Source organism: Flavobacterium poyangense (assembly GCF_011751075.1).
Taxonomy (GTDB): domain Bacteria; phylum Bacteroidota; class Bacteroidia; order Flavobacteriales; family Flavobacteriaceae; genus Flavobacterium; species Flavobacterium poyangense.
Map to the genome: position 1 here is coordinate 165,809 of NZ_JAALLN010000009.1, position 15,251 is coordinate 181,059.

A 15,251-nucleotide genomic window follows, 5' to 3' on the forward strand; every position below is an offset into this window, starting at 1 on the left:
AACGCAAAATTTAAAATGAATTTATTTAAAGGAACAATAATCACAGTATTTTTTTTCTTATCACTAAGCGCTAATTCGCAAGCAATCAAATCGATATCAGGTACAGTTCTTAATTCAAAAAATGAACCGGCTTTCGGAAATGTAGTAGCACTTTCGGTAATTGATTCTACAATTATCAAAGGGAGTAGTTTCTTAGATGGGAAATTGTTACTAACGGACATAAACAGTGAAGAGGTAATTATTAAACTATCTTCAATAGAGTTTGTCGATACTTTTATAAATGTCAAAAATCAAGGTAAAGCTAATATTGAATTGGGAAACATTAAGGTAAAAGACGGCGCTCTTAAGCTTAATGAAGTAACAGTGAGTTCAAAAACTCCTTTGGTTAAACAAAAAGCAGACGGAACACTGGAAGTTAAGGTTGCCAATACGGTGCTTGCGGCCAGTAACTCTCTCAATGAAATATTGAGTAAATCACCAAGTCTAATTGTAGATGCAAGTGGAGTTTCAGTTTTTGGTAGAGGTCAGGCAGTAATTTATTTAAATGGCGTAAAAATTACCAGCGAGCAATTTTCTGCTATAGCGGTCTCTCAGATAGATAAAATAGAAATTATATCCAATCCTTCTGCCAGATACGATGCAGAAGGAAATGCTGTTGTGAATATTAGAACAAAAAGAAATACCGATGCAGGGTATAAAGGCTTAGTAAATCAGAATGTTTCTTATTCAGATTTTGCCGGATTCAACACTTTTACAAGCTCTAACTTAAATTATAAATCGGGTAAACTTTCTTTATTGGGTAACTATTCTATTCAGTTGGGGAGGGACCGTGAAATATTAAAGACTACAAGAAAAAGAGATGCTCAGGCAGACTTTTTGATTTCTGACTTAAAAACAGAATTTAACAGGAACTTAGATAACTATTCTAATTACGGAGTAGGAATGCAATACGATATCAATGATAAAAACTACATCTCTGCAGAATATAGCGGCTATCTTGAAAAATTAGGAGGAAATCAGGAAAGTGTTAATAAGATTACAAACAATTCCGGTGTGGGGTTATATACGAGTGATATTAGAAAAAATAACGGAACTTATAATAATTCGATATCATTAAATTATAATTCAGTTCTGGACACATTGGGATCTTCACTTTTTATTGGTACGCAATCTTCCGGTTATAAATATAATATTGACGATATTATATTTGCAAAAAGTGAAGGAAACACTAATTCGTCAGAGGTTCTTAAAAACGAAATAGATCATAAAATATTTATTTCAAGTAGTCAAATAGATTATACTAAAGTATTCAGTAGCGGTACTATATGGGAAGCGGGTGCTAAAATCAGTTATGTGGACAACAAATCTGTTTTAGGTTTTTTTAGTTCCGATGATGGTAAGGATTTTACGCTTGACCCTTCTCTTTCAAATGACTTCAAATATGTAGAAAATATTACGGCGGCCTATTTGAATTTTAGAGGGAAGTTTAATGATAAAATTTCTTATGGTATAGGAGCAAGAACAGAATACACCGATTTTTCATTAACAGTAGAGTCACAACAAGCACAGGATCTAATAAAAAAAACGTATTGGAATGTCTTCCCAAATGCTTCGTTAAATGTAAAACTATCAGATAAAATAAGTTTAAATACATCTTACTCTTCAAGAATAACCAGAGTACCCTACAGATCACTTAATCCTAATATCGTATATCAGGATCAATTTACATCTATTCAGGGTAATCCGGATTTAGTACCTGAAAAAACTCATTCTTTAGAAATGAGTACTAACTATAATAGTTACGGTTTCAAAATTGGTTATGACTATACAACCAATCCAATCGATGCAGCTGCATTAAGAGGTAGCGATGCTAACAGTTATGTTTTAAAAGGAATTAATTTAAAAGAAAGACATAATTACTTTTTAACAGTTTCGAAAAGTATTTCTAATAAATGGCTGACTTCTACAAACAATATAAGTCTTCGTTATACTGATTTAATCGATGATCAGTTTAATTTTCAAATAATGTCTGCAAAACCACAAATCTATTTGTATACGAACAACACAATTAGAGTTCAAAATTTATTTAATATCGAGGTCTTAGCCTGGTATCTGGGCGAAAAATATTATGGACTATACTATGATAAAAGCAGATACAATGTAACTATTGGTTTAGAAAAAAGCTTCTTTGATAAATCATTACGATGCCGATTAATTGCCAATGATATATTTCATTCCATCATAGCTTCCGGTGATTATAATGTAGGTGAAACTCAAATATATTATAATCGAGAGTACAATACAAGTTATGTTAGAGTTGCCTTGTCTTATAATTTTGGAAAGCTTAAAAAAATAACGTACAAAAATACAGCAACAGGAGAGTCCGAAAACGACAGGGTTAGATAAAAAGTAAAAGATTTAGTTATTAAATGCTTAAAAAACACAATCACATGCAATTATTTTTACTCCATTTTGCCGGCGGAAATTGTTATTCCTATGATTTTTTGAAAAAAAAATTAAAGGCTAAAGATTTCAGTGTTTACGCTTTAGAACTTCCGGGCAGGGGAAAAAGATACAATGAAAACCTCCTATTAAATAAAAAAGAGGCGATACAGGATTACGTAAAACAAATAAAAAATTTAAGGAATAAGGAGCCTTACATCATTTACGGACATAGTATGGGAGCCACATTAGGATTCTCAGTAGTCAGGGAAATGGAACAGGAAAAGGATGCCCCGTTACAATTGATAGTCACCGGTAATGCCGGACCGGGACTGAAAGTATTTGAAGAGAATGATACCAAAATAAAAAAAGACCGATACACCTTACCGGATCCGGAATTTAAAACAGTGCTTAGAGAATTGGGCGGAATTCCTGAGGAAGTTCTTGAAAATCAGGAATTGTTTGATTTTTTTAGTCCGATTATCAGAGCAGATTTTCAGGTACTCGAAACAGGTGGATTTATAGAGCAAAATACTAAAATAGATTGCCCCATACATGCCATAATGGGAGATAGTGAAAAAAGGGCTCATCGCATCGACAATTGGAAAAAGTACACCACAGCCAATTTTAAAAGCCAAATTTTACCGGGGAATCATTTTTTTATACACGATCACCCCGAAGAAATAGCAAGCATACTAATAAAAGGTGCTAATTACGGACAGTTAACAATTTAATAATTAAGATTAAAACAGATTTAAAAATGTTAAAATTAAAACCTAAAGAGATAGTTTATCTGCTATTGTATGCCATTCCAAATACCGTTTTAAGCTTTGGTATAGTCTATATTATTAATAATATAATGGCCGGAAATGAGCGTTTTACTAAGGATTATATGGGGATCGCTTTTGTCTCGATAATAGTTTACAATTATTTATTGAATGTTATTTTTCAAAAAAGACTCAATAAATTTTCCTTTAAACTGCTTTATGCCAACGAAAAACATATTTTTTCGCAGATCTTAAAAGCACCACTGCAAAGGCTTGAGAAACTGGGGTCCCAGCGTTTTTTTACCGCAGTAGAAGATTTGCGTACTTTTTCGCTTTTACCCTATACTGTAACGCATACCGTAAATTCATTATTAATGCTGGTTTTGTGTATGATTTATATGTTTACACTTTCAACAATTTCCGCTTTAATTGTGATCGCGCTTATTGTTCTGGTTGCCGGATGCTATTTTTTAGTCATGAATTCTATGTCCAAACAAGTATCACAATTAAGAGGATACAATGAGAATTATTACAAGTATGTAGACGATGTGATGAAAGGATTTAAAGAATTAAAACTAAGTTTTTTCAGAAGAGAAAGCCTGATGAATAATTTTCTGATTCCCAATAGAGATCAAGCTATGGAGTTGGATTTTAAAATCAACTATATCTTTTTGTCTATCAATTTGATAAGTCAGTACGGATTGTATTTTGTAGTAGCCGTAATTCTTTTTGTTCTTCCAGGATTGGGATTGCTGTCAAGAGCAGATGTGATCTCTTATGTAGTGATCATATTATTTATATCCGGGCCAATCAATAACCTGATCAATTTGCAACAACTGTATACCCGATTTATGGTAGCCAATGCAAGAATAAAAAAGTTTATTAACGACTTCGAAATTGTCGATGATGCCTATCATTCTAAGATCAAAGAAAAGAATGACTTTCAATCGTTAAGTTTTAACGACATTACATTTTCCTATCATAACGAAAATGAAGAAGCGGCATCCTTTACTTCAGGCCCAATAAATTTCGATATACAACAAGGCGAAACCATCTTTATAGTAGGAGGTAACGGATCGGGTAAAAGTACTTTTATCAATTTACTTACCGGTTTATATAAACCTACCGGAGGATCTATGTTAATGAACGGAGTAGAAAAAGAAGACGTTACTGAAATAACGCAAAGTTTAATTTCGGCTGTATTTACAGACAATCACCTGTTCTCTCATAACTACGATGATTACAAACTTGAAAATAACGAGGAATATGCTGACTTGTTAAAAACAATGCAACTAAACGGAATTGTTGAAAATGACAAAGAAGAATCCGCCAGAAGAAGATTCTCTAAAGGGCAGAGCAAACGAATGTCGCTCATTTTTGCTTTACTCGAGAAAAAACCAATACTGGTGCTTGACGAATGGGCAGCCGATCAGGACCCTCATTTTAGAAAATACTTCTACGAACAATTAATACCAAAACTTAAAGAAGAAGGAAAAACAATAATAGCGGTGACACATGATGATGCTTACTTTCATCTTGCAGACCGAATTGTAAAATTTGATTACGGAAAAATTGTCAGAGATTTAAAAACAACTACAAAAGAAGAACTAACTGAAAATCTTTGGGTTTAACGTTTTTCTGTCTGAATAAGAGGGCTAATAAGGCATTTTTAGAGACTTCAAATCAACGAAGAAGACAGAGAATTGGTTCCTATAATTGTTTTAATATTAAAAAAAATGAAACTCACACTTCCACAACAAGATGTTTATTTTGAGCAACTTATGTATCCTGAAGATCCTATTTATAATATAGGAGCAAAAATAATAATTAAGGGATCTATTGTTTTCGAAGTATTAAATCAGGCCTATATAGAGCTCATCAATCAACATGATACCTATAGAAGTTTTCTCGATCTGTTGGATACAGAGGTAAGAATACAGACTATTGAGGAGCATGTGATGACATTAGAATTTGTTGATTTTTCGGCAAAGAAAAACGCAGATGCTGAGGCCAATGAATTTATGCAAAACACCTTTGAAATTCCTTTTCAGTTAAATGAAAAAAAAGTACTGCATAAATTTATTCTCGTAAAAGTAAATGATACGCTTCATTATTTATTTTCCGTATATCATCATATCATAACCGATGGATGGGGAACCTCCTTAATGTTTCAAAGATTAGTAAAAAACTACAATGAACTTTCAACATTCGGCAAAGTTGTAACAGAATACCCTTTTACCTATAAGGACTTTATTAAAGACGATAGCGCGTATGCAGTATCAGTTGATTATGAAGAAAATAAGTTGTATTGGAAAGAAAAATTCGAAAAACTTCCTGAAAGATTATTCGAAAGAATAGAACAAAACAACAAACCCAACCAGAGTAAAAGAAAAGAAATAATAGTCAAACGTGCTGTTTACAACCAATTAGAGCAAGTTGGTAAAGAGTTGGGAGCAACCACATTTCATGTGATTTTAGGAGTACTGTATCTTTATTTTGGCAGAAAACATCAGAATAAAGATTTTGCAATAGGGCTTCCAGTATTAAACAGAGGAAAATCGATATTCAAAAAAACAGTAGGATTATTCATGGGAGTATCGCCGCTGCGAATTCAATTTGATTTTGAGGATAATTTCGGGGATCTGGTAAAAAACATCAAGCAACAATTGCGACAAGATTATCGTCATCAGCGATTTCCTTTAGGAAAACTGATTAAAGAGCTCGAGTTGTTTCAGGAAAAGGACCGACTTTTTAATATGACTTTATCGTACGAAAAGCAAAATTATGCCGATCATTTTGCCAATTCAGAGACGACAGTAGTACCCTTGTCCCACCAATCAGAACGTGTTGCTCTGGCTATCTACATTCGGGAATTTGATGCGTCGGAAGATGTTAAAATTGACTTTGATTATAATGTCAACTATTTTAGTGAATCGGATAGTTTAAAATTGGTAACTCACTTTGAAACCTTGCTTACGGCTGTCATTTCTAACCCGGCTGAATTGCTTTCAAAATACCAGTACCTTACAGAATCAGAAAAAAAAGAGCTGGTAGAAGACTTCAATAAAACACAATTCAGTTATTCTGACGAGGCTACTTTTATTACTCTTTTTAGGGAACAGGTAAGCAAAAATCCGGGTAAAATTGCAATAGTAGATGAGCAAAGAGAATATACGTATAGCGAGTTGGATGCGCTATCAAACAAAATAGCAATCTATTTGCAGAAAATTAACAAAGAGCAGAATACTGCTCCTGTTGCGGTTTTAATGGATCGTTCGGCTAATCTGGTTGCGACTTTACTGGGAATAGTAAAATCAGGTAATGCTTATATTCCGTTAGATCCTTCTTTTCCAAAAGAGCGTTTAGAGTATATTGTCGCACATAGTGGCGTACAACAAATTATAGCAACCCAAAATCTAAAACACATTCTGAATCTGGAGGACAGAGTTATAGATATTGAAGTTATTATAAAGGAAGAAACTGCTTTAGAACAAACCGAACCGGAAAAAATATCGGCTGCGTCTACGGCCTATATCATCTATACTTCGGGCTCTACAGGTAACCCCAAGGGAGTAGCGATAAGCCACAGCTCATTGTTGAATTTTTTAATTAGCATACAGCATAAACCTAAAGTTGAAGAACAGGATTATCTGTTTTCGGTAACCACTCAATCCTTCGATATCTCGATCCTTGAATTTTTTGTACCCTTAATTTCGGGAGCTAAATTATACATGGCAAGCCAGGAACTTTTAGCTGATCCTTTAGCTATTGTTGCAAAGCTGGGTGAATTAAAACCAACCATGATTCAGGCGACACCAAGTTTTTTTCAAATGCTTTACAATGCAGGCTGGAAAGGAAATAAAACGCTCAAAATTTTATGCGGAGGCGATCTGTTAAGTGAAACATTAGCCGAAAAACTAATAGAAACTAATGCTGAATTATGGAACATGTACGGGCCAACAGAAACTACAATCTGGTCCAGCTGCAAAAAAATAACTCAGCCAAATGAGGCCTCAAATATCGGTAAGCCTATTCACAATACGCAATTGTATATTCTTGATGATTGTATGCAATTACTGCCTGTTGGGAGTGTTGGAACTATTTATATCGGTGGTGATGGATTAGCGCAGGGCTATTTTAAAAACGAAGAGTTGACCAACGAAAAATTCATTCCAAGTGTATTTAAGGAAAACGAAAGAATGTATAATACAGGTGACTTAGGAAAATGGAATGAAAAAGGAGAAATAGAATTTCTGGGACGCAACGATAATCAGGTAAAAATAAGAGGATATCGCATTGAGCTTGGGGATATAGAAACAAAGCTAAACCAAATAAAAAATATTAAACAAGCCATAGTCATTGCACAGCAAAAGGCAGGGCAGGAAGCGGTGTTAATTGGGTATATAATTGCAGAAACCGATACATTTAATGCCGATGCAATCATTGATGCATTAAGAGAAGAATTGCCGGAATATATGATTCCGCATGCATTGTTTTCTTTAGATGAATTTCCGTTAACACCTAATAAAAAAGTAGATAGAAAAGCACTGTCACAGGCCAAAATTACCCCGGAAAAAATAGTGCATTCTGATGAAAGGCCAACTACAGAAATTGAAAAGAAGCTCTGTAAGTTTTACGGAGAAATATTAGAAATAGAGGTAGAAATTGGCATTACTGATAATTTTTTCCAGCTTGGCGGTCACTCCTTAAATGCGGTAAAATTAATAAACAGTATAAACGAAAAATTACAGTACAGAATAACTTTAAAAGATATTTTTGATTATCCGACCGTGCAAAAATTAGCGAAGTATCTGGAGAAAAAAGAAACCGTACAAACAACTTCTATTGTTCCTTTAGCAAAGCATTTGTATTATGAAATTACTTCTTCTCAATACAACATATGGCTGGCATCGCAACTAAAAGAAAAATCGATATCCTACAATATGTCGGCTGTATTTAAAATACAAGGTCAAATCAAAAAAGCGGTATTAGATCAGGTGTTTTTAGAGTTGCAAAAAAAGCATGAAGTAATACGAACAAATTTTGTTGAAATAGAAGGAATTCCAAATCAAAAAATTGCTTCTGAAGAGGTAATGCAGGTAGCAGTTGATGAATTTTTCTATGAAGAAAAAGAGAGAATAAAAGCGATACAGGATTATGTAAACAAAGCATTTGATTTAGAAAATGAAACGCTGCTGAGAGTGGCATTATTCCATCAGAAAAACGGAGATTCGTATTTGGTTTTTTGTACACATCATATCATTATGGATGGATGGTCTTTGGAAATTTTGGTAAATGAGTTTGTCAACAAATACCAGCAAATAGAGCAACAACATACGGTACAGGAGCACAAACTGAAGTTTCAGTTCAAGGATTATGTCGTATGGCATAAGGAACAGCAGAAAAATGCGAATGAGACCAATTTAAAATTCTGGAAAACATACCTGGAAGGGCATACCTGGAAAAACAGCATCCCTTTTGACAAGGAAGATTATGAAGAAAAACACCTGGGAACCGATCATGATTTTGTGTACGACTCTATAAAATTTTCGGAATTAAATGAATTTGCGCAACAGCAAAACATATCTCTTCATTCCCTATTGGTGGGCACCTTTAGTATGCTTATGCACAAGATGTATGAAGAAGAGGATTTTTGCGTAGGAACAGTTAATTCGGGAAGAACCCATTCTGAACTGCACAATCAGTTAGGAATGTTTGTCAAAACTTTACCCTTAAGGAATCGTATAAACTCAAACGATAGTCTTAGTGAAATATTAAAGAAAACACATCAAAATCTGTTGAGGATAGACGAGCACCAGGATCTTCCTGAAAGCATGCAGAATAAATTGCGATTAGATGTACTGTTGGTATTGCAAAACCCCTCGTTTAGTTACACAAACATTGCAGTCAACGAGAACCTGCATTTGAATTTAACTCCGGTAAACAGTTCTTATAGCAGACTACCTCTGTTGATCAACTTTGCCGTAAACAAAGGAAATGTTTCGGGAACAATAAGTTACAATACAGCAAAGTATGAAACAGCAACAATTGAGCTCATTCAATTAAAATATGAAAAATTACTTCGGGAAATTGTCGAAAACGCGAACCAGTCTTTAGAAGCAATAGACATAGAATTAGCGATTGAAAAAGAAAGAATGATAGACATAGGATTCAATTTTTAGACTTGAACAAATACCAGAAAAAATATAACACAACCATTATGAAATTAAGAAAAACAATTATTACGATTTCTTTTTTATTTGCAATACTCATCGGGAATTTGAATGCCCAAAATGTGACTTTTGAGAAAAGAACCGCTTTCATGCCTCAGTTTAAAGAATCTGATCCAAAAAGAATTAGCTGGGGATATCTTACAGTTCCTGAAACATGGGGAGTAAATAATGGTAAAACAATAAAAATTGCAGTAACCGTATTAAAAAAGAATTCAACAGCAAAAGATTCAAACGCAATAGTTTTTATACAGGGAGGCCCGGGTGCAAGTGGTATTGATAATATCTGGTTATGGCTTAATCATCCGCTACGTGAAAACAATGATATCGTATTGTTTGATGTTCGCGGAACGGGATATTCGCAGCCAAGACTGGATGGGGGATTAGGAAAGAAATTTTTAGAAATTCTGGCAAAGAACCAATCCGAGGAAGAAGATGAAAGACAAAAAACAAATGCGGCAATGTCCAGCAAGCAAGACCTTATTAATAGAGGAATTAACCTTGATGCCTATAACAGTCAGGCCGTTGCCAATGATCTTCACGCGTTAAAAGCAGCTTTAAAATACAAGAACTGGAATGTATATGGGGTATCTTACGGAACCTATATGGCACAGGTATATGCAAATAATTTTGCAGGAGATGTAAAGTCATTACTATTAGATTCTCCGGTTTATGATATTTCGACCTATTATGTTGACAATACGTCTAATTATATGAATAGCTTACAGAAAGTATTTAAAATCTGTAAAAATGACAAAACCTACGACAAGCAATATCCTAACCTAGAAAAAATATACTACGAAGTAATCGCCGATTTAGAAAAAAATCCGCTTACTGTGACTGTCGATAAAACAATAATACCTTCTGGGACATTTACGTACAATGCCGAAGATTTTAAAGTAGCGGTTCAACAAGCCCTGTACAATAAAAAGTTAGTAGAAGTTATTCCGCTATTAATTTACCAATTTCATGAAAGAAAAGGAGAATCTTTAGGAAATCTGGTAAGCGCTTTCTCTACCTTACTGGCGATGGATTATGGTGTGTATTATTGTGTGAGTTGTAATGAGACGCTTCCTAAGAATGATTTTGTAAAGTATCAAAACAATGCGGCACAATTTGAGGGATTAAATGGAGGAATTTCATTCTACAAATCCGATTTTAAAGTATGTGATGCCTGGAACAGTAATCGTACAGTAGCTGCAAAAAAAGGTTCTGATCTGGCAAATCTTTCGTCCTCTGCCTATCCTGTATTGGTTTTTTCAGGCGAATTTGACCCAATCACCCCACTGGATAACGCAAAAAAAGTAGCACAAAGATTTCCTAAAGCCAATTATATCGAAGCCAAAACGTATGGCCACGTTCCCAGTTTTACAAAAATCGGATACAAGGTTGTAGAAAGTTTTATCGATAACCCGAATCAGCAACCGGATCTAAGTAGTTTTAATAAAGCCGATAAAGTTAGACTTGTTACCGGAATTACAATAAACAAAGGTGTTTCTAACACAGGTAAAAGTCTCGGAGAACAAGATCCTATCTTTTTGTTCCCATTAGTAACGGCATTATTATTAATGATCGGGTTTATTTTTGCATACCTTATAAAATTAATAAAAAAGAGATACACGACGATTCAGGATAAAATAGTAAGAATTGGGGTAACGATTACTTCTATTTTTGGCTTAGCGCTTTTCGGATGTTTGCTTATGGCAATTTTAAAAGTCTCAGAGCAGAACTATTTTATTTTGGCATTTGGTCTGCCGGAAACCTTCAACTACATCTTTCTGTTGATACTGATCTTTTTTGTATGCCTGATTTTGACTTTGGTATATTACATTGCTACCATAAAAAAAACCGATGCAAGAAGCGTTGTTTTCTCGGTAATTTTTTCGAACATATTATTAGCAACCTATCTCCTTTATTGGGGAATATTCTAAATATAAAAGCAGGTTCTTTTGCCTGTTTTATTTCAATTTGATGAACATATATTTAAATAAAAACACTTTTTATGATAAAAAATACGACTGAAGAATATACCATCCTTTCTGAAAAATTTTCAGAATTTGAAGGTAATAAAGATATTCCCGCAAGAATAAATACCAATCACGATTCGGTTCCTGATGTGTTTAAAAGTTACAAATACCCTGTAAGCGGATGGCCGGTGCTCATCAACAAACAAATGACACAGGAGTTAACTGAGTTATCTATAAAAATTCCTGCCCTGTTAAAACAAATATCAACTTTATACTTTGAGGATAATATTAAGGAATTGGCTGATTTTTATTTCGGAGGAGATGAAATGATGGCAGAATTTGCCATGTTATGTCATAAAAAAGATCTCGAAATAGGCTGTAGATTAGATTTGACTTTTACCGAGGACGGATTTAAAGTTTTAGAAGCCAATATAGGGTCTTCAATTGGAGGATGGCAAATACAAAGTTTTGAATCGCTAATAAGAAATAACCATCCCGAATTGGTAAATAAAGACAAAGTTTCGGATTATAAAGGAAGGAACACCTTGCAAATTTATATGAGATTCCTAATCGAACAAATTATCAAGCAGCTTGGTAAACAGGACACCGTCAACATATTTATGGAAATGGGAGATATGGAAGATGACGTTGAAAAAAAGGTAAGCCTTGATTTTTTTGATCGTCTGTTTAAGGAAGAACTATCCAGTTTCGGATTAAATGGAGGAGCATATGCAGGTGATATGAATTCGCTGGTACTAACCAACGGGAATTTATACTTTGGAGATAAAGTGATTCACAGTTTGATCGTTTTAGCAATGGATATGAATGTTACACCTGCAGTATTCAGAGCCTTTATGATGGACAGAATCTATCTTCCGGATCATCTGGGAGTTAGAATGCTTGGTGATAAAAGAAACTTATCTATTTTGTTGGAATTGGCTCAAGCCGGAAAATTTTCACCGGAAGAAAATGAATTAATACTTAAAAATATTCCATGGACATCTTTTATTGAAAATAAAAAAGTCATCTTCAAAGGCACAGAATACAATCTTCCGGACTTATTGAAAGCCGATAAAGATAAATTTGTGATAAAGGTGGCGAGAGGATTTCAAGGAAAGGATGTTTTTATAGGCAAATTTTCAAGCGATGAAGAATGGGAAGAGGCACTGGAGCTGGCATTACAAAACAATGCATTTATTGCGCAGGAATTTAGTGATTCGGTAGATTTTTTAGCACCAAACAGAGAGAACGAATGGACATTGCATAAACTGATCTGGGGTTCATTTGGTTTTGGTGATTGTTATGGAGGCGTTTGGGTAAGAATGTCAGAAGTGAAAACAGATGTTGGGGTAATTAACTCCGCCACAGGTGCTGTTGAAGCAATAGTGTTTGAGATTGCCAATTAATGTTACAGATAAAATACGAATACAAAAATGACTCAAATTTTATACGCTTACATTTCTGAAGAAAATCATCATCACCTTATAACGAATTACCTAAATGGATTTTCAGCTGATTTTCAAAAAAAGATATTGGCATACAGGCGTTGGCAGGATAGTCAGCTTTCCTTACTGGGAAGATTGCTATTGCGCCATGGCCTTCAGAAAATGAGTAAAAATTTCTCAGAAGCAGATCTTAGTTATACACTTTACAGTAAACCATTTCTAAATGACGATACTACTAAGTTTAACATATCACATTCAGGAGAAATTGTCGTTTGTGTTTTGTCAGATAAAAGCGATGTTGGAATAGACATTGAAATAATCCAAAATATAGACCTCGATGGATTTGAGTCGCAAATGACAAAAGAAGAATGGAATAGACTCTCGCTTAAGGAAGATTCTTCCGGAGCTGCTTTTTTTGAGTATTGGACACAAAAAGAAGCAGTGATCAAAGCAAATGGAAAAGGACTTTCGATTCCCTTAAAATCCTTTGAGGTAACGAATCATTATGCTAAAATAGAGGAAGAAGGTTTTTTTGTGAAGGAAATTTTTCTGGATAAAAAGTACAAATGTCATTTGGCCTTTAAAGATAAAATAGACACCATGATTCTTGGCCCTGATATTATAATGATTCAAGATTTATAGTTAGTAAAAAACCACTCGATTGAGTGGTTTTTTTGTTTTTAAGGCTTTCTGTGTGATTTTTAGAAGTCGGGTGATCAAAGAAAGAAGTTGTTTATAATTTCTATATGAAAATCTATATGAAAATAGAGATAAAGTTAAGGCATCGCTATACAAGAATAACACAATCTTCAATAGTCCCCAGCTTCAGCTGGGGTGGCGTAATATAGACAATGAACAAGGTTTGGTCCAATATTGAGTAAAGAATGACAACCAGTTTCAATAGCCCCCAGCTTCAGCTGGGGGATGTAATTTAGGTATTCAACAAGGCTTTAGCCGAATATTGCGGAAAGTTTGGCTAAAGCCATTTTCCTCATTAACCAATTACTGGGTTGAGGTTCAAAACACTCATTCATAATAATAGAAAATCAGGTATATACACGCTAAATTCGACTTCATAAAAGTTTTATTTTTGATTGAATATGTCTTTTTTAAACAATGCTATTCTTACAAAAAAAGCACAGTCTAAATAGAGTACTACCCATTCAATAGCACAAACAACCATAACAAATAAAACAAACAACAAATGATTAGAGAAAACTACGACGTAATTGTCATTGGAGGAGGAGCGATCGGCTTAGCCACTGCGAATCATCTTGGTAAGCGACAAGCAAAGACTTTAGTATTAGAACAATTCACTTTTGTCAATCAACTCGGGAGCTCTGCGGGAGTATCGCGCCAATTCCGTATTCCGTATCCGGATGAATATATGGTGCAAATGGCTTTGGACTCACAACCGTATTGGGATGAACTGGAAAAAGAAACCGGCAAGCAATTGCTTGATAAGGTTGGAACACTTTGGTTTGGAGATCCCTCAGTACAATCCACCGAGGGGAATATCGCGGAAGCCGAAGAAGCACTAAAAGCTTTAAACGTTCCCTATACTTCATTGACTTCAAAGGAGATTGAAGAAAAATACCATTTTAGAAACTTACCTGAAGAATATACGGGGCTTTTTCAGGCTGATGGGGCAAGTATCAATTTTAAAGCGACGATAGAAGCGTATTTAGAACTGTGTGAGAAACAAGAAACGGTACACTTAGAAGAGAATTCTCCTGTAATCAAAATCAATCAATTGGGGAAACTCTTTGAGATTATTACACCAAAAGGGGCTTACATTACCGAGAAACTGGCTTTGGTTCCGGGACCATATATTAATAGTGTTATTAATTTATTGAATTTTAACATTGAAGCTACCTATTGGAATATGTCTTCGGCTTATTTTAAAAAAACCGATCCGGACATACAATATCCAACCTGGTTTGTATTCCAAAACGCAGAAGGCCAAAACGGAAATCAGTTTTACGGCTTCCCTGAAGTCGATTGGGATCACCCGGGTTATATTCGTGTGGCGCCTGATTTTGTTATAAATCCTATTGAGGAGCCAAACGACAGAACCTTAATTCCAAATGCTCAGGAGCTCGGTTATACTTCAGATTGGGTAAAGCAGCACATGACCGGATTAAATGCAGAACCCGAATACACTTCAACCTGTCTTATTGCCTTGAGCAATATACCAAATAAAGAACTGTTGATTGATTTTGCGCCGAGTTATGTGCCAAATCACGAAAATATTGTGCTGTACGCAACCGGATGGGCGGCAAAATTCACTCCTTTCTTAGGGAAAATCATGTCAGATCTTGTACTCGACGGCTACACCGATTTTGATATTACGCCTTTCCAACTTGGACACAAATTCTTTAGAGCACTTTAAAAAATATA

Annotated in this window: 8 protein-coding genes; all 8 read left to right on the top strand. The window is 34.6% G+C overall.

Features of this window, described 5'->3' with window-relative positions:
* The first annotated feature begins 15 nt into the window (after positions 1-15).
* Positions 16-2,406 carry a TonB-dependent receptor domain-containing protein gene (locus G3A47_RS15050; protein WP_166923740.1) on the top strand — a complete coding sequence of 797 codons (2,391 nt, stop codon included), beginning with the start codon at positions 16-18 and terminating at the stop codon, positions 2,404-2,406.
* A 44-nt stretch (positions 2,407-2,450) separates the two neighbouring features.
* Positions 2,451-3,176 (top strand): thioesterase II family protein, encoded by a 726-nt coding sequence (locus G3A47_RS15055; protein WP_166923742.1) that lies wholly within the window; start codon positions 2,451-2,453, stop codon positions 3,174-3,176.
* A gap of 26 nt (positions 3,177-3,202) precedes the next feature.
* The gene (locus tag G3A47_RS15060) at positions 3,203-4,840 is read left to right on the top strand and encodes a cyclic peptide export ABC transporter (protein ID WP_166923744.1); all 1,638 of its coding nucleotides are present in this window, start codon (positions 3,203-3,205) and stop codon (positions 4,838-4,840) included.
* A gap of 105 nt (positions 4,841-4,945) precedes the next feature.
* Positions 4,946-9,391 carry a non-ribosomal peptide synthetase gene (locus G3A47_RS15065; RefSeq protein WP_166923746.1) on the top strand — a complete coding sequence of 1,482 codons (4,446 nt, stop codon included), beginning with the start codon at positions 4,946-4,948 and terminating at the stop codon, positions 9,389-9,391.
* A 38-nt stretch (positions 9,392-9,429) separates the two neighbouring features.
* The gene (locus G3A47_RS15070) at positions 9,430-11,370 is read left to right on the top strand and encodes an alpha/beta fold hydrolase (RefSeq protein WP_166923748.1); all 1,941 of its coding nucleotides are present in this window, start codon (positions 9,430-9,432) and stop codon (positions 11,368-11,370) included.
* A gap of 71 nt (positions 11,371-11,441) precedes the next feature.
* Entirely contained in the window at positions 11,442-12,812 is a 1,371-nt protein-coding gene (locus G3A47_RS15075) for a hypothetical protein (protein ID WP_166923750.1), read from the top strand.
* Between the two features lie 27 nt (positions 12,813-12,839).
* Positions 12,840-13,493 (top strand): 4'-phosphopantetheinyl transferase family protein, encoded by a 654-nt coding sequence (locus G3A47_RS15080; RefSeq protein ID WP_166923752.1) that lies wholly within the window; start codon positions 12,840-12,842, stop codon positions 13,491-13,493.
* Positions 13,494-14,055: 562 nt separating this feature from the next.
* On the top strand, positions 14,056-15,243 hold the full coding sequence (locus tag G3A47_RS15085) for an FAD-dependent oxidoreductase (protein WP_166923754.1): 1,188 nt from the start codon (positions 14,056-14,058) through the stop codon (positions 15,241-15,243).
* Positions 15,244-15,251: the final 8 nt, after the last annotated feature.